The sequence below is a fragment of the Eisenbergiella sp. OF01-20 genome (genome assembly GCF_003478085.1).
Lineage (GTDB): Bacteria > Bacillota > Clostridia > Lachnospirales > Lachnospiraceae > Eisenbergiella.
On sequence record NZ_QUES01000005.1, the window covers coordinates 82166 to 99025 of the forward strand.

Consider the following 16860-nt stretch of genomic DNA (forward strand, 5'->3'; position numbering starts at 1 on the left):
CCCTTTCCTTTCATTTTTCCTGCTGTTCTCGTACATTATAATCCAACTTTTCCAAATAAGGAAGGATATTCTCGAAAAGCTGCCGCACCACCGGGGCCGACACCTGGCCGCCGTAATACACGCCCTGCGGGTTCGTTACAATTGCCAGGGCAAGCACCTGGGGATCGTCCGCCGGCGCAAATCCCAGAAAAGAGGCAATATAACGCCCGGTTCCTCTCGGCAGGGTCTGGCTGGTTGCCGTTTTGCCTCCCACCCGGAAGCCCTCCACATATCCGTTCTTACCACCTCCGTTTTCCACCACCTGCTCCAGCATATAGCGCAGCTTCTCACAGGTGTCCTCCGATACGATGCCGGTCGTAACCGGATACTCGAAGGTATTTGTTACATTGCCTTCTTCATCCACCGTTTCCACTCCGAAATGGGGGGTGATCCGGTTGCCCCCGTTAATCAGGGACGATACCGTAGTCGCCAGCTGTATCGGGGTAATCTGGAAGGACTGGCCGAACGAAATGGTAGCCAGCTCCACCAGACCGATGTTTTCCAGCTTGTGCATAATCGTTCCGGCTTCTCCCGGCAAATCCACATTGGTTTTGTTCTGAAGCCCGAACTGGTTAAAATATCTGTAATAATTGTCCGCTCCCAGCCGCAGCCCCACCGTAACAAAAACAGGGTTGCAGGAATTCATGGTAGCCTGGACAAAGTTTTCCGCCCCGTGACCTGAGGTTTTATGGCACCGGATCCTGCGATCCTCCACCATAATATAACCGGGGCAGCTGAAATTATCTTCCATCGTCACCACACCTTCCTCCAGCCCGGCGGCAGCGGTGATGATTTTAAATATAGACCCCGGCTCATAGGTATCATTAATACAGCCGTTTCTCCACATCCGGTTCAGCAGATCCTGTTTTTCCTTATCGGACAGATTCTCCGTATCCGTCCCCTCCGGAAGGGTAAAAGGGTCATTTAAGTTAAATTCCGGCACATTGACCATAGCAAGGATTTCACCGTTATCAGGCTTCATAACAAGGATGGAAACACTCTCCGCTTCCTTGGCCGCCAGAACCTGGTTGGCAAGCTGGGTGGCATACTGTTCAATATTCACATCCAGGCTGATATGCAGATCGTCGCCGTTTACCGGCTCCACCCGGTCTTCTCCCTCCTCCGTCACCTCCACGCCTCTGGCATCGGTCACTGTCAGGATGGTTCCCGGTTCCCCCTGCAGGTATTCATCGTATTTGACTTCCAGTCCCACAATTCCCTGGTTATCTCCGCCGGTAAAGCCAAGCACCTTGGAGGCCAGGCTGTCAAAGGGATAATATCTCTTGTAGTCCTCATCCACTTTAACGCCGTCCAGCTGGTAAGCACGGATAGCATCTCCCACCGATTTGTCCACATTGCTTTTTATCTTTTCAATGGCGGTATATTTTTCCACCCGCTTTCTGACATATTCCTCCTCCAGATCCAGTTCTTTGGCAAGCACTTCGACCACTTTGTCCGGATCCGATATCTGGTTGTGGATAACGGAAATGTTACATACGGTCCGGTTATCCGCCAGCACCGTCCCGGTGGCATCAATGATCCTTCCCCGTTTTGCTTTGATATTTCTTTCTCTCTGATGGAGTTCCTCCGCCGCCTGGGTATAGTAAGCCGACTGGTATACCATCAGATAAACAAGGCGTCCCGCCAGCCCGACAAAAGCGGCCAGACAGAGTGCGAAAGCCCAGACTGTTTTCTTTCTGTGGAATGTTTTATTTTTCTCTTCCATTGGAAAACCTCATAAAGCGGTAATTGATACAATCTATTACCGGATTTATGAGGTTATTCTCATTTCAGCTTTCTTTTGTACGAAAGATTCCGGAAAAGCTGCTCATCAGAATGGGTTTTCATCCCCGTCTTCCTCTCCCCGGCCCTGCCCATCGCCCAGAGGCAGGTTAGGCTCCGGAAGATCCAGAGGGGTATCTTCGTCTATCGCTTCCCCCGTATTGGGATCCACTTTGGTACCGTCAGGCAGGATCCCGTACCCGGTTTCCGGATCGATTTCCATCTCCGGCCGGTTGGGATTATCCCCCTCGTCTCCTGTACTTTCCCCGGCCGCAGAACTTTCCCCGGTCTGGCTTCCTTCCTGGGGCACATCCCCTTCACCGCCTATATCATTCCCGCTGATATCGTTGCCGCTTACCTGATCCATCAGCTTCTGTTTATAGGCTATCTGCTGTTCCTCCAGCTCCTTGCGTTCTGTTTCGGAAAGAGGCTCTGTCATAAAAATATCCATATACGGCAGGACCTCTGTGAGTATGCTGCGCACAATCCTCGTTGCATATTTGGCATCATCCTGTTTGTCGGAGTTGGGCCTGTCAACCACCACATAAATGGCGATCTGGGGATCGTCGGCAGGCGCATAACCGATAAAAGAAACCACATACTGCCCATTTCCTCTGGGCTGGGTCTCAGCCGTACCTGTTTTTCCTCCGATTATATATCCGGCGGGCCTGGCCGTATGTCCGGTTCCGTTTTCCCCCACAACCACCGCTTTACAGTATTCCCTTATTTTCTCGGAAGTTGCCTCGGAAATGGTCTGTTTTAAAAGGCGGGGTTCGATATTTCTTACCACGGATCCGTCGGATGCGGTGACCTTGCTCACCATATGCGGCTCATAATAATAGCCTCCGTTAATCAGGGAGCAAAAGCCCGCCACCATCTGTATCATTGTCACGTTAAAGCCCTGGCCGAAGGAGGCTGTTGCCAGCTCAACCGGCCCCATGCTGTCCTCTGTAAACACCAGCGACGCGGTACGCGCTTCCCCGGCAAGGTCAATATTGGTTTTCAGGCCGAAATTAAAGTCCTGCATATATTTCAGCAGCGTGGTTTTGCCGATGGTCTGTCCCATTTTCATAAGGGCAACATTGCAGGAGCGTTCAACGGCTCCGGAAACTGTTACCAATCCGTCTCCGCCAACCCTGTAACTATGGCATTTGATAGGCTTCTGCCCTTCCACTATCGTCAGGCTCCCGTTGCACTGATAGGTCTCATTCCCGGTCATCTTACCGCTCTCCAGACCGGCAGCCACCGTAAATGGCTTTATGGTGGAACCAGGTTCAAAGGTATTGGCTATACAGTAATTTTTCCAGAGGGCATTGAGCTGCTGGTATAGGGTATCATCATCCATGGCCGCCAGCGTTTCCTCATTGATTACGGTCTCCTGAATCGTTCCCTGCCCATCCACCACATGCTGTCCCAGAAGCATGTCCGTATTTCTCGGATCATTCAGGTTAAAAAAGGGATAGCTGGCCATAGCCAGGACATTTCCGTTATTTACATCCATAATAACGCAGCCTACGTTCTGGGCGCCGTTTCCTTCTCCCGCCGCATTTTTATAGGTATCGTTATATTCCTGCAGCTTCCGCTCCACAATACCCTGGATATTGGCATCCAGCGTGGTAACCAGGTTATAGCCGTCCACCGCGGCCTTTGTGGTCCGCTCCAGGTTGGAATCATCGTTCATATAGCCGTATTCCCTGCCGTTCACACCGCTGAGAATATCGTTATAGTATTCCTCCAGCCCGTAATTGCCCACATTGTCCTTACTGGTAAAACCGATGACATCAGCGGCCATGGTATTGTTGGGGTACACCCTCCGGTATTCCTCTTCAAACCACACGCCCTGGATATATTTCCCCAGCTCCTCATCGTTCTGCAGTTCCTGGAAAGGGGCAATTTCATCATAGGTCAGCTGCTTTAACAGGACATGGTACTGGGAGGTGGGGTTCTGCTCATTATAAGACCGGATGGAAGCTTCCTCCACATCAAAGCACTGGGTGAGGGCAGCAATGGTTCCCTCTACATATTCTTCTTTTTCATTCATCAGCTTGCAGTCCAGCACCAGGTTGTATACCTTTTCACTCACTGCCAGCCTGGTTCCTTTGGAATCCAGGATTTCCCCTCTTTTAAAAGGAATCGTCCGGCTGGAGTATTGCTGCTGGGAAAGTACCTGACGCTTATACTGTTCCCCGTTATCCCGGTTAATCATTACCAGCCTTACGCTTAATCCTGCAAAAGCCAGTAATACCAGGAAATACAGTACTACCAGCTTCTTTTGCATTTTTGTTGTAAATTTATTTGTATTCTGTACGTCTTTTCTATCGTTGTTCTCTCTGTTTCTATCCAAACCGCCACCTACTTCTAATCTGCAATATCTGCCAGCTGCCTTACATAATCGCTGCCTTCATCCGGAATAGTCACAATCTGGTTCTGATCCGGATAGGTCATACCCAGTTCGGTAATAGCGATTCTCCTGATTTCATCCAAATCCACGGAGCTTTCGATCCTGCTGTATTCTTCATCATTGGCAACCTTCAGGCTGTTGAGGGTGCTTTCCATGGCAGAGATATGCTTTACGCTGGCAGTGATTTCCGACTGCAGACGGATATAGCCGATCAAAACCACACCCGCCACGATCAGGGAAGCCGTCAAAAAAAGCACATAGCCCAGATTCATGTAAACAGCCTTGTCCCTGTTCTTCTTTACCGCATGGCTCAGTTCCTGTCTGCGGGGCTTATGTATCTCTTCTACAACATCTATTTGTCTTACCGTATTGCCTGCCACATATGCACTGCGGCTGACTGATTTTCTGTATTCGCTTTTTCCAGTGCTTCTGTTTTGTCTGTTTCTAACTGTCTGTGCCATGGCAATTCTCCTTCATTTTTTCTTCGTGCAACGAGCCAAACAAACACACAAGCGCGTTCACTTGTCGGCTGCTGCTTTTTCAAAAATACGCAGTTTTGCGCTTTTGGAACGGGAATTTGTTTCCAGTTCCTCCTCTTTGGGTAAAACCGGCTTTCTGGTAATCACCTTGCCCTGTGACTGTTTCCCGCACACACACACCGGAAAATCCGGCGGGCAGGTACAGGGGTTTTCCTTTTTCCGGAAGGCCGACTTCACAAGGCGGTCCTCCAGGGAATGGAAGGTGATAATGCATATTCTTCCTCCGGGATGAAGCAATGCTATCAATTCATCCAGGGAATTCTTCAAAACATCCAGCTCATGATTGCATTCGATACGGATAGCCTGGAAGGTGCGCTTGGACGGGTGTCCCCCGTTTGCCCTCATTCTGGCCGGTATCGCCGCCTTTATCAATTCGTTCAGTTCGCCTGTAGTTTCAATGGGTTTGTCCTTCCTGGCCGCCGCTATATGCTTGGCAATGTTCTTGGCAAACTGATCTTCTCCATAATCCCGGATAATACGGTATAGCTCTCTTTCCGGGTAGTCGTTGACAATTTCCCTTGCGGTCAGCGATTGCCTGGTATCCATCCGCATGTCCAGAGCGGTATCATAACGGTAGGAAAACCCGCGTTCCGCATTGTCCAGCTGATAGGAGGAAACCCCTAAATCCAGCACGATCCCGTCCACACCGTCAAGCCCAAGGCTCCTGACTACGGCCGGCGCGTTACAATAATTATCCCGTACAAGCGTCACCTTATCCTGATATGGCTCCAGCCTTACCGACGCCGCGGCAAGAGCCTGGGCATCCTGATCGATTCCAATCAGGCGTCCTGTTTCAAGCCTGCTGCAGATCACACTGCTGTGGCCGCCGCCTCCCAGCGTTCCGTCCAGATAGATACCGCCGGGTTTTATCGCAAGTCCTTCTATTGTCTCATCTAAAAGTACCGATCTATGAACAAATTCCATAGGGCCTCAACCTTTCCGTGTCTTATATTCCCAGCCCCAAATCGGCCATACGTTCCGCGATGTCTTCCATCGCTTCGTCTTCCTCTTCTGTCATTCCATCCCACTTCGCCTTGCTCCAGATTTCGATACGGCTGGCTACGCCAACCAGAACCACATCCTTATCCAGTCCCGCGAAATCTCTCAGATTCCCGGGGAGCAGAATCCTTCCCTGCTTGTCCACTTCCACTTCCGCAGCGCCTGCAAGAAAGAATCTGACGAACTGCCGGTTATCCTTCTTATTCAAAGGTAAAGCCTTCAGCTTTTCCTCAAAGGCGTTCCATTCCTGATTGTCATACACAAATAAGCAGCCGTCCAACCCTTTCGTAATTACGAATTCCCCGCCTAAAGCCTCACGGAATTTTGAGGGTATGATCAGCCTGCCTTTCGTATCAATTGTATGATTGTATTCTCCCATGAACATGACAATCACCGCCTCAAAAGTGGCCTGTCACGGAAAAGCACTTCCGAAGCTGCCTCGCCTGCAATTTCTGTCCGGCCGAAGGAAAATCTACCACTTTCCACCACTTCGTGCCACTTTCCACCACTTTTACTATGATTTTAGTATAATCTAAAGCAATTTGCAAGTAAAATCAACCCTTTCCCATAAAAAAAAGCGGTCTGCAAAAGGAACTGCAAACCGCTTTTTATCGTATTATCCACATATGGTATGAAATTTTATTTCCAACACTATATATAGTTTTTTCTTTCACCCGTCCCCACTCCATTTCCATAAATTACCATGGTGGGGGAGAATCCCATATTTTATACATTAAACCGGAACAGAATGTTATCCCCATCCTGAACCACATATTCCTTGCCTTCCATTCTCACAAGTCCCTTTTCCCTCGCCGCTGCCAGAGAGCCTTGTTCTAACAGGTCCTTATAATTCACGACCTCGGCCTTGATAAAACCTCTTTCAAAATCGGTATGTATCTTGCCTGCCGCCTGGGGCGCCCTGGTTCCCAGCTTAATCGTCCATGCCCTTGTCTCATCCTCCCCGGAGGTAAGGAAGCTGATCAGTCCGAGGAGCCGGTAGCTGGCCTTCACCAGTTTGTCCAGACCGGATTCCTTCAGGCCGAGATCCTCCAGGAACATCGCCTTTTCGTCCTCCTCCAGTTCGGAAATCTCTTCTTCGATTTGGGCACAGATAACAAAAACGCCGCTGCCGTTTTCGGCCGCAAACTCCCTGACAGCCGCCACACCTGCATTGGAGGCCCCATCGTCCGCCAGATCCGATTCCGAAACGTTAGCTGCATAAATCACGGGTTTTGCCGTCAGCAGATTCAATGATGCAAAAATTTCCTGCTCCTCTTCATCCTCCGCCTCAAAGCTCATCGCCAGCTTACCGTCCTCTAAAAGAGCCTTAACCCGTTCCAGCAGCGCCGCCTCTTTGGCAACGGTCTTGTCCATTCTGGCCTGCTTCCCTACTTTGGCGATCCTTCTTTCCAGGATTTCGATGTCGGAAAAAATCAGTTCCAGATTAATAGTCTCAATATCCCGGATGGGATTAATATTTCCGTCCACATGCACAACATTGTCATCTTCAAAGCAGCGTACGACATGGACAATGGCATCCACCTCCCTGATGTTGCTGAGGAATTGATTGCCCAGCCCCTCTCCCTTGGAGGCTCCTTTTACCAGACCTGCGATATCCACGAACTCAATGACCGCAGGGGTTACCTTTTTGGAATGGTACATATCGCCCAGAAGCTTCAGTCTTTCATCGGGTACGGTCACGATCCCAACGTTGGGATCGATGGTGCAGAAGGGATAATTGGCGGATTCCGCTCCTGCTTTTGTCAGGGAATTAAATAAGGTGCTTTTTCCTACGTTGGGGAGGCCTACGATACCTAATTTCATTTTCTTTTAAATCTCCTTTGGTTTTCGGTTATTTACGTATTTACTGACGTAGCGTACGATACTTTCTTCTGTCTTTCAGTTCTTCATACAGCTGGCAATAATTCTCATATCTGCTCCTGCTGATTTCCCCCTGCTCCAGCGCCGTTTTCACGCCGCAGTCAGGCTCTTTTATGTGGGCGCAGCCGGCAAACCGGCATTTCGGCTCCCATAAAACAAATTCCGGGAAAAATTCCTGCAGCTCCTCTTTTTCCATGCCGTAAAGTTCAATGGAACTGAAACCGGGTGTGTCCACGATATAGGTTCCCTCACTGACATATATCAGCTCGGAGTGCCTTGTGGTATGTTTGCCTCTTTCGATTTTCACGCTGATTTCACCGGTCTCCATGGAGATTCCCGTCTGAAGCCGGTTGATCAGGGAGGATTTGCCTACGCCGCTTGGGCCTGCCACCGTGGTGGTCTTGTCCGCAAGCACCTGACGAAGCTCTTCCAGCCCGTCACCCTGCCTGGCACTGGTGAATAAAACCCGATAGCCCGTATTCCGATAGCTATCCAGCAGTCTTACCTTTTCTTCTTCCTCCACCAGATCCTGCTTGTTAAAGCAGATGCAGCAATGCACCTTCTGCTTCTCCATGGTAACCAGGAACCGATCCAGGAGGTTCAGGTTGGGTGCGGGGCTTGCCGCCGCCATGATGACCAGCGCCTGATCCACATTCGCTACCGCAGGACGAATGAGTTCATTCGTCCTGGGCAGTATGGTGCTGATGTTGGCAGTACGTGTGCCCTCATCCAATATATCTATTTTCACATAATCCCCGGGGAGCGGTTTTTTCTTATCCTTCCGGAATATCCCCTTCGCCTTGCATTCATATATCCGGCTGCCGGCCTGCACGTAATAAAAACCGGCTATCCCTCTGACTATTCTTCCCCTCATGCAACTACTCTTTCTTCATAAACTGCAGCGGCCTGGTCACTGTTTTCTCCTGGACCCCGCCGGGTTCCACCATAGCTTCTCCCGTTACCGGATCCGTCGTGGTAACCGATTCCGTAGCCACATTGTAAATGAGGGTAAGGGTACCTGTCGGCTCTTTAATCTGGGACAGGTTAAGCGGCCAGGGGAAGGAGGTTGCAACCGTACGGGCAATCTCCGTACCGGACGCCGTGGTCACGACGAGAACACAGGGTGTCCCCTCCACATACTGGGGATCCTCCAGCGCAGGGCTGGCGATATTCTCCGCGTAGGTGTATGTCGCCTCCGGTCCCTTGCTAACGTACACATCGATGGATGTGCCGGGATCAACCTCAGTTCCCACAGAATAGCTCAAACCGCATATTTTGCCAAGCAGGCTTTCATCTTCGTTATAAACTTCGGATATATTGCGTACCGTGAGTCCGGCGGACTCTATCATGCTCTTTCCTTCGTCAGGCAGCAGGCCCATGACATCGGGCACCTGCACCTTGCTTTCCTGAGGGCCCTGGCTGATTGTAATCGTTACCGTACTCCCTCTTTCCGCATTGGTACCGCCCTCCGGTTTCTGTGTCATAACATTTCCTTTGGGGACGGTATCGGAGTAACCTTCCTTCTTTTCCGTAAGGAAGCCTTCCCCTTCCAGGGCGGCCACCGCTTCCGCCAGCGGTTTATTATACGTGTCGGGCACCGTTATTCCTGCATCCTCGCCGCTCACCCGAAGCACTACCTTGGATCCGGGCTTCAGCTGGGTTCCCTTCTTGACATCTGAATCAATAACAAGGCCTTCTTCCACGCTGTCGCTTTCCACATATTCCACCGACGGCTCAAGGCCCATCTTGGTAAGCTTCTGTTTGGCCTCATCCTCCGTCATTCCGGCAACCTCGATCATTTTTACGGTCCCGTCTTCTGTGGAGGAAGAAAAATCAAAGATTCCGATAGCCCTGCCGACAAGGAAAATCACGACACAGCCGATTATAATAGCGCCGATAACCGCAAGGACCGTGGTCACCTTTTCCATCCTGGATTCGTATTCTTCCTCCTCCTCATCGTCTTCCGGCTCCGGCTGATATACCGCCTGTGTCCTCTTTTTCCCGCTCCGGGAAGGAGGGGCGGAAGGTTTGGCCGTGTTCTTTTTCAGCCGGATTTCCTCGGTATGAGAGGGTTTCTTGGACTGCTTTTTAATCTGCTCCATATCATCCCTGGAAATGGTACGTGTGGCCGCCGTCGCTTCCGGATCCACGGTACGGACAAAATCCTCGTCCGGTGAAATGAGGGATTTTTTTAAATCCTCAATCAGTGAGTTCATGGACTGGTATCGGCGATCCGGGCTTTTCTGGGTGCATTTGAGCACAATCTGCTCCACGCTCACCGGTATTTCCGGCACATAATCCCTGGGCGAAGGCATCGGTTCCTGTATATGTTTAATGGCAATTGCCACCGTTGTATCCCCGTTAAAAGGGACGCGTCCTGTGAGCATTTCAAATAATGTTATGCCCATGGAATAAATATCGCTTTTTTCATCACTGTAGCCGCCTCTGGCCTGCTCCGGTGAGGTATAATGGACGCTTCCCATGACATTGGAAGTAATGGTATTGCTGGTTGCAGCCTTGGCAATCCCAAAATCCGTAACTTTAACTTTTCCTTCTTTTGAAATAATGATATTCTGAGGCTTGATGTCACGATGGATTATATGGTTATTGTGGGCCGCCTCAATGCCCATACACGCCTGAATGGCTATGCTGACTGCTTCTTTTACGGAAAGACGTGCTTTTTTTTCAATATATTTCTTAAGGGTGATTCCTTCCACCAGCTCCATGACAATATAATGGATGCCGTTGTCCTCCCCTACGTCGTACACATTTACAATATTGGGATGCATCAGGCTTGCCGCGGCCTGGGCCTCCACTCTGAATTTGGATACGAAATTTGAATTTTCACTGAATTCCTGTTTCAGTACCTTTACCGCCACATACCGGTTCAGCTTATGGCACTTGGCTTTATAAACATCCGACATCCCGCCGGTACCGATTTTTTCGAGCATTTCATATCTTTCTCCCAGCATCATTCCAATTTTAATCATTCCAGTCCTCCTGCCCGCCCGGAAAATACGCTGCTTTCCCGACAGGTAAAAATAGAATCGCCCATCTATTATGAAAACGGGTCAATCACAATCACTGCGATATTATCCCTGCCGCCATTATCGTTGGCTGCCTGCACCAGAGCCTGCGCCCTCTGCTGAATCGTTCCCTCACCGGTCAAAATCCGGTAAATTTCTTCATCCTCCAGCATATCTGTCAGGCCGTCTGAACATAGCAGCACGATATTCCCCGGTTTCAGCGGCCTTCTGAAACAGTCCACGCTTAAATCCTGTTCCAGCCCCACCGCCCGGGTAATGATATTCTTATTCGGATGGCTTCTGGCTTCTTCCTTGTTGATGCCTCCAATCCTGACCATTTCCTGCACCAGGGAATGGTCTTCCGTAACCTGTTCAATTCCGCCGTTTACCACATACAGCCTGCTGTCTCCCACATTTGCCGCAATCAGCTCTTCTCCGTCCCAGCAGGCGGCAACGACCGTAGTCCCCATGCCGGAAAAACGTTCATCCTCTCCGGCTCTTTTTTCAATCACTTCATTTGCTCTCTGTATGGCCTGTGTCAGGATTTCCTCAGGCTTGCCGCCCTCCGATTCCCGGACTCCCTCCAGTATGGTTTCCACCGCGCAGCTGGAAGCATATCCGCCGGCCTTGTGGCCTCCCATGCCATCTGCCACCAGAAAAATATTCGGCAGGTTCCCGACAGGTTCCAGGGAGGAATATATATGATCCTGATTCAGTTGTCTTTTCTTACCGATATCGGTGATAGAAAATGCTTTCACTTATACTTCCCATTTCCCTTCATATACAGCATTTCATTACGAATAACACAGCACATTTTAACACAAAAACAGGAAAAGGACAAGCCGCAGTACTTAGAGAGCGGCTTATCCTTTATATTTATTAATTTTATTTCTATATTATTCCCATATATTCAATTACTAGACGCGGGCTGCTATAATATTTTTTGTAATTGTCCTGTCCCTTCCTCTACAATAATCTGCATGAGAAACAGCCAGATGTCAAAGAAGAGAAAGCAGTTCCCTTCGTGTTTCTTCAAAAGCCTCTGCATCTGCGTTATAGTCGGAAAAGCCGCGCAGGGTTTTCTTCATAAGGCGTTCATACTCCATCGGTTTTACAGCTTTGAGAAGCAAAAGCAATTCATAATCTTCTGCCCCCCGGCGCTGAGCCTCCAGACGCATTCCCGGCAAAGGGCCATCCTCTCCGGGATAGACAATATAAGCATCGCCTGAAGGATAGATACCACGAAATGCCGCATTCGGTGTATTGGAACATTCAAACGGATCGTATTGCGCATCTTCCGGCCAGTAATTGAATCCCCAATGGAGATATCCCGTAAGCCCGTAGCGCGCACAGCCCCAGAAGAGCAAACGTGACTTGATAAGGTCAATATCGAGAAAACGGTTCAGATGACAGCCTGTAGGCACACAGCATACATAAACCCATACCTCTTCTCCGGCCGCCAGCAGCTTATCAAAATCCGCCTTCTGTTCTTCATAATTGGCACTGAGCGGAACCCAGATATCCACACCCGCTTTAAATTCCGTGGTTTTAACCGCTTCTATAATGCGGCATCCCGGAAGATGCCGGCGCAGCAGGTTACTGATACGAAGGTACTGCTGTTTTCTTTTCTCAAGAGCCGTCCTATCCTTAAGATGGACATCCGGTTCATCAAAAATATGAAAGATAACCTTCTTCTCCCAGCCGTTCTCCTTCAGAAACGATGCCAGGCCCCTGATAAAATTCTGCTGCATATGATAGCCTTCGTCACTGGATACACAGACAGACGGATCCATGTTACACTTCATTTCATCCGTAAACATATCGCCGCCGCGGGTTGCAAAGTTTCCAAATTCCATCACGGAAAAGCCTTCTTCAAAAAAAATCCCGATAATAGGCTTCAGATAACTGAAATCAAATTTGCCCTCCTCCTTATCAAAGGGAAGCCTCCTGTGGTCATAGGATATAAAAAAATGTGTCTGACGGGTGCGGCGCATGGCACGCGCATAGCGCCGAAGCATCGTATAATAAGCCTCTGATCCAAACACAAGATCATGGCGCAGCGCCACATTATCCAGAGAAAACCAGTTCGTAATCCCCAGAGATTCCTCCGGGATACGGACTTCATACAGGTGTAATTGGATCATCAGCCTGTATTCTCCCACCCTCAGCTCCAGCTCATGTATACCTGCCGCCGTTTCCTCCTGTGCAGTGAGTGTAAGGTACAAGGCACCCAATCCATGTTTCACCGCAAGCTCATCGTTTTGCAGCGGCCTGAGAGCCTCGTAAACCCTGAAAGGCGCCTTTCTTGTACAGTAATCGGGTTTCTCATATTCTTCAGCCGTAATGACGAACATGCCATTCTGCTCTTCTGTCTCCGCTTCATTATAGCCTACAAATACATCAACCATCTCGAACAGTTCGGCCGTAAAGCCTTTCCCATTCAGGCTGACATTCAATTTTTCATTTCCGCTTTCCAGTAAAAGCCGTATCCCCTCTCTGCCGTTCTTTGCACTGTGAAGCGCCACTCTTTCCGGGAGTTCCTCCAGCGTTTGATCCGGGTATAACCATTCCTCTTTTACGGTACAATAACCCTTCATTGATTTCCTCCTGAAAGCTGCTATTTCATTGCTTCATTGACTTCATCGATCATTTTCTGCAGGCCCATCTTTTCATAGGCATCCATCAAATCATTATACATTTTCTCAACAGGCTCCGTCCCGGTCATTATCTTTATGATGTCATCGGCAGGCTTAATGGAGAACTGATTCTTGGCAGGCGTTGAAAGATTAGTTACAGCCGGTTCAAAGTCCGGAAGCTCACAGTTTTCACGTACCCAATCACGGTATTCCAAATCCCACTGACGATATTTATCCACATTCTCATTGCCGGTCATTTCAAAGCGGTACCAGTTTGCATACTGAACCAGGGAGCACAGGGCATTTGCAGGATACTTCTCACCGATGGGTATATCTCCCAGCGTAATCCTGACGCCATCTTCCATCTTATAATCTTCGCCTTCAAAGCCGAAGCGCACCAGCTCGTCATTCGCCAGCATCCATTCCATAAGATCCAGGATACGTTCTATCTTTTCCGGATCCTTGGTTCCGATATAGGTCTCAGACCAATAGCTTTTAAATACGGGAACCGTCGTCATACTGCCGTCCTGCATAGGGAAAGGATGGGCAATTTTGACACAATCTTCAAAATTCATACCAGGGTTTGATTTTTCCCATTTCCGCTGCAGCGAGTCTGTTGTAGTATTTAAGAAATAGGCTGCTACTTTTCCCTGAAGGAATTTATCTTCGGACAGCTGTGCTTTGGCAAGGGCCACGTCCGGATCGATGGTACCTTCCGTATACATATCGCGGGCAAGCTGGAAAACACTTAGCAGATCCCCGTTAAAATAGGCCGGTACATATTTTCCATCCTTTTCAATCCATTTAAAATCACTGCCGGAACCATCCCCCATTCCCAGCGGCACACCATACGGCATAAAAAAGCTGTCAAACAGCTGCGGTACGGAAACAGTCAGCCCGGTAATTTTTTTATTTTCAGGATCCGCCGCTATAATTTTCTTGATCATATCCCGGAACTCATCATAATTTTCCGGTTCTTTCGTTACACCGGCCGCCTGCGCCAGGTCCCAGCGGTAATAGACTCTGCGTTCCTGGGAACCGTCTATCAAATCCTCCCACATTACTCTGGGAACCACGTACATCTTGCCGTCCGGGGCACGCAGGCCCTGTATTTCAGGTGATGACATGTACTTTTCCAGATTAGGCCAGCGGGACAGATCATCAGGCAGAGGGGAAACCACTCCCTGGGAAATCCAATCATGATAAAAGCTGGAACCGATGACATCTATGGCAAACATATCCGGCAGCTGATTCGATGCCGCCCAAAGCTGAATTTTATCCCTGTAATCATCCCAGGTTGTATTGACCGGCTTGATGGTTACATTGGCTCCTTCTTCAATTGCCGTCAGGATCTTATCATCCGTTCCATTGCGCATGGCATTTTCAATATCCCATATCGCAATACTGATTTCGGCGGGTTCCCCCTTCCCGTCACTTGTGACCGTTCCGCCGTCACCGGCCTGGCTGCCGGATGACGAAGCCGCCGGCTGACATGCCATAAGAGATGCCGTCAACGTAACGGCCAAAGCTGCTGCTACTGCTGCCTGTACATATTTCTTTTTCATACGAATCCCCTTTCCATCCTCATAAGGAGGACTTTCCGCCCCTTACGGGGCCTGAATTTTGACCTTTCCCCACACTGCTTTGCGGTATGGGCAATTCCTTACTCTTTTACAGAACCAACCATAACCCCCTTTACAAAATGTTTTTGGACAAATGGATAAATACATAGAATCGGTACGGTGGATACTACAATGGAAGCCATCTGTACCGCCTGGAAATTAGCACTGCGCTTGTCACCAAGGATCAACATTGCCTGCTGAGACATCTGATTGTTATAGTTCACCAGAAGGTTCCGCATATAGATCTGCAGCGGCTGGAGACTGCTGTCGTTAATAAACAGAAGGGCATTCCACCATTCATTCCAACGCTCTACGGAATAGAACAGGACAAAAGTCGCTATAAACGGCAGGGATATGGGAAGCATCACCCGAAACAGGATCTGGATATCGTTTGCCCCATCTATTTTAGCCGCCTCCTCCAGGCTGGGTGAAAGCGATGAAAAGTAGTTTTTCATAATAATGAGATAAAAGGTGTTAACTGCACTGGGAATAATCATTGCCCAAATGGTATTGCTAAGATGAAGTCCGCTTACCACAAGGTAATAAGGAATTAAACCGCCGCTGAACAGCATGGTAAACAGAATCATGGATAAAATAATTTTCCTTCCCGCAAGCCTCTTTTTAGAAAGGGCATAAGCTCCGAAAACCGACAAAAGCATATTGATTACGGTTCCCGCCGCCGTTACAAAAACGGAATTCAGGAAAGAAGAAAGAAACCGCGGCTCACTGAATACCATTTTGTACCCTTCCGTATCAAATACATAAGGAAAAAGATAGGGAACATGGCTGCTGATTGCTTCCAGGCTGGAAAAGGATACAATAAATACGTAATAAAAAGGGAAAATGGTCACAATTGCCAAAATGGACAGAATCATAATAGTAATAACATGAAAGGACGAAATTTTCTTTTTTCCGGACATAATACACCTCCTTTTTTAAAACAGCCCTGCCTCGCCGCTCTTCGTCACGATTTTATTAGCCATTGTAATCAGTATGATATTTATGATTGACTTCAGGAAACCTATCGCCGTGGTATAACCAAAGTTCATGCCCATACCGAAGGAACCACGGTAAACATAAGTATCAATGGTATCTGCAACACTATAAACCGGTGCGGAGTAAAGGTTAAACACCTGATCAAAGCTGGCCCCGTTCGTCATCAGGCTGCCCACCGCCAATATCAGCATAATACAAACCGTCCCCCTGATACCCGGCCAGGATATATGGATCATTTTCTGAAACCGGTTGGCCCCATCTATGCTTGCCGCTTCATAAAGACCCGGATCAATGGAAGAAAAAGCAGCAAGATAAATAATGGAATCCCAGCCAATCTCTTTCCAAAGTGCCGACAGCCATATAAACGGCCGGAACATAGCCGGCGTTGAAAGCGGTGAAATGGAAGCGATCCCAGCCATACCCAGCAGTCCGTTTACAACACCGCTGGTTCCGAAAAAGTTAATCAGAATCCCGGAAAGCACCACCCAGGTTATAAAATGCGGAAAGGTAAATACTGTCTGAAAAAATTTCGTCACTTTTTTAGAAGAAATTTCATTGAGAATAACAGATAATAAAATAGGAATCGGAAAGATGAACAGGATTTTGCCGGCGGCGAATATCAATGTATTTTTAAGAGCCTGCCAAAAAGCCTGATCCTCAAACATTGCCCGGAAATGTTCAGTTCCCACCCATGGGCTTTTCCACAGCCCCAGATCATACCGGAAATTCTTAAAAGCGAGGGTGAGGCCTCCCATGGGCAGATAGCAGAATATGATATACCAGACCACCAGCGGCAGCAGCAAGAGATAAAGCAGCTTATCGTTTTTGATTTGTTTCCACGTTGATCTGACTTTTCCAGATATCATGGAATTGGATTTAGAATTGCGTTTTTCAGATTTCATTTTTGCTCCCCTCCATGTGGATATTATACTTTGGACG

The 16860-nt window shown here is 48.8% G+C and carries 13 protein-coding genes; all 13 read right to left on the reverse strand.

Annotation, left to right across the window (positions count from 1 at the left end; translation table 11 throughout):
* Positions 1-10: 10 nt before the first annotated feature.
* The 13 genes from DXA36_RS08885 to DXA36_RS08945 all read right to left on the reverse strand — a co-directional run bounded on the left by DXA36_RS08885 (position 11) and on the right by DXA36_RS08945 (position 16823).
* The gene (locus DXA36_RS08885; protein WP_118678289.1) at positions 11-1765 is read right to left on the reverse strand and encodes a peptidoglycan D,D-transpeptidase FtsI family protein; all 1755 of its coding nucleotides are present in this window, start codon (positions 1763-1765) and stop codon (positions 11-13) included.
* A gap of 105 nt (positions 1766-1870) precedes the next feature.
* Entirely contained in the window at positions 1871-4165 is a 2295-nt protein-coding gene (locus DXA36_RS08890; RefSeq protein WP_118678291.1) for a peptidoglycan D,D-transpeptidase FtsI family protein, read from the reverse strand.
* Positions 4166-4179: 14 nt separating this feature from the next.
* Positions 4180-4683, reverse strand: a complete 504-nt coding sequence (locus DXA36_RS08895) for a cell division protein FtsL (RefSeq protein ID WP_118678293.1) — start codon at positions 4681-4683, stop codon at positions 4180-4182.
* A 57-nt stretch (positions 4684-4740) separates the two neighbouring features.
* A complete protein-coding gene (gene rsmH, locus DXA36_RS08900) occupies positions 4741-5685 on the reverse strand; it encodes a 16S rRNA (cytosine(1402)-N(4))-methyltransferase RsmH (protein ID WP_118678295.1) in 945 nt (314 codons plus the stop codon).
* A gap of 22 nt (positions 5686-5707) precedes the next feature.
* Positions 5708-6145, reverse strand: coding sequence for a division/cell wall cluster transcriptional repressor MraZ (mraZ, locus tag DXA36_RS08905; RefSeq protein ID WP_118678297.1), 438 nt, complete (start codon positions 6143-6145; stop codon positions 5708-5710).
* A 341-nt stretch (positions 6146-6486) separates the two neighbouring features.
* Complete coding sequence (gene ychF, locus DXA36_RS08910) at positions 6487-7584, reverse strand: redox-regulated ATPase YchF (RefSeq protein WP_118678299.1); 1098 nt, start codon at positions 7582-7584, stop codon at positions 6487-6489.
* Positions 7585-7624: 40 nt separating this feature from the next.
* On the reverse strand, positions 7625-8515 hold the full coding sequence (gene rsgA / locus DXA36_RS08915) for a ribosome small subunit-dependent GTPase A (RefSeq protein WP_118678301.1): 891 nt from the start codon (positions 8513-8515) through the stop codon (positions 7625-7627).
* Positions 8516-8519: 4 nt separating this feature from the next.
* A complete protein-coding gene (gene pknB / locus DXA36_RS08920; protein WP_118678303.1) occupies positions 8520-10631 on the reverse strand; it encodes a Stk1 family PASTA domain-containing Ser/Thr kinase in 2112 nt (703 codons plus the stop codon).
* A gap of 68 nt (positions 10632-10699) precedes the next feature.
* Positions 10700-11425 (reverse strand): Stp1/IreP family PP2C-type Ser/Thr phosphatase, encoded by a 726-nt coding sequence (locus tag DXA36_RS08925; protein ID WP_118678305.1) that lies wholly within the window; start codon positions 11423-11425, stop codon positions 10700-10702.
* A gap of 240 nt (positions 11426-11665) precedes the next feature.
* Positions 11666-13264: a DUF4091 domain-containing protein gene (locus DXA36_RS08930; protein WP_118678307.1), complete on the reverse strand. Its 1599-nt coding sequence runs from the start codon at positions 13262-13264 to the stop codon at positions 11666-11668.
* A gap of 20 nt (positions 13265-13284) precedes the next feature.
* Positions 13285-14868 (reverse strand): extracellular solute-binding protein, encoded by a 1584-nt coding sequence (locus DXA36_RS08935; RefSeq protein ID WP_118678309.1) that lies wholly within the window; start codon positions 14866-14868, stop codon positions 13285-13287.
* Between the two features lie 98 nt (positions 14869-14966).
* Complete coding sequence (locus tag DXA36_RS08940) at positions 14967-15845, reverse strand: carbohydrate ABC transporter permease (RefSeq protein ID WP_118678311.1); 879 nt, start codon at positions 15843-15845, stop codon at positions 14967-14969.
* Between the two features lie 15 nt (positions 15846-15860).
* Positions 15861-16823, reverse strand: a complete 963-nt coding sequence (locus tag DXA36_RS08945; RefSeq protein ID WP_243114596.1) for an ABC transporter permease — start codon at positions 16821-16823, stop codon at positions 15861-15863.
* Positions 16824-16860 lie beyond the last annotated feature (37 nt).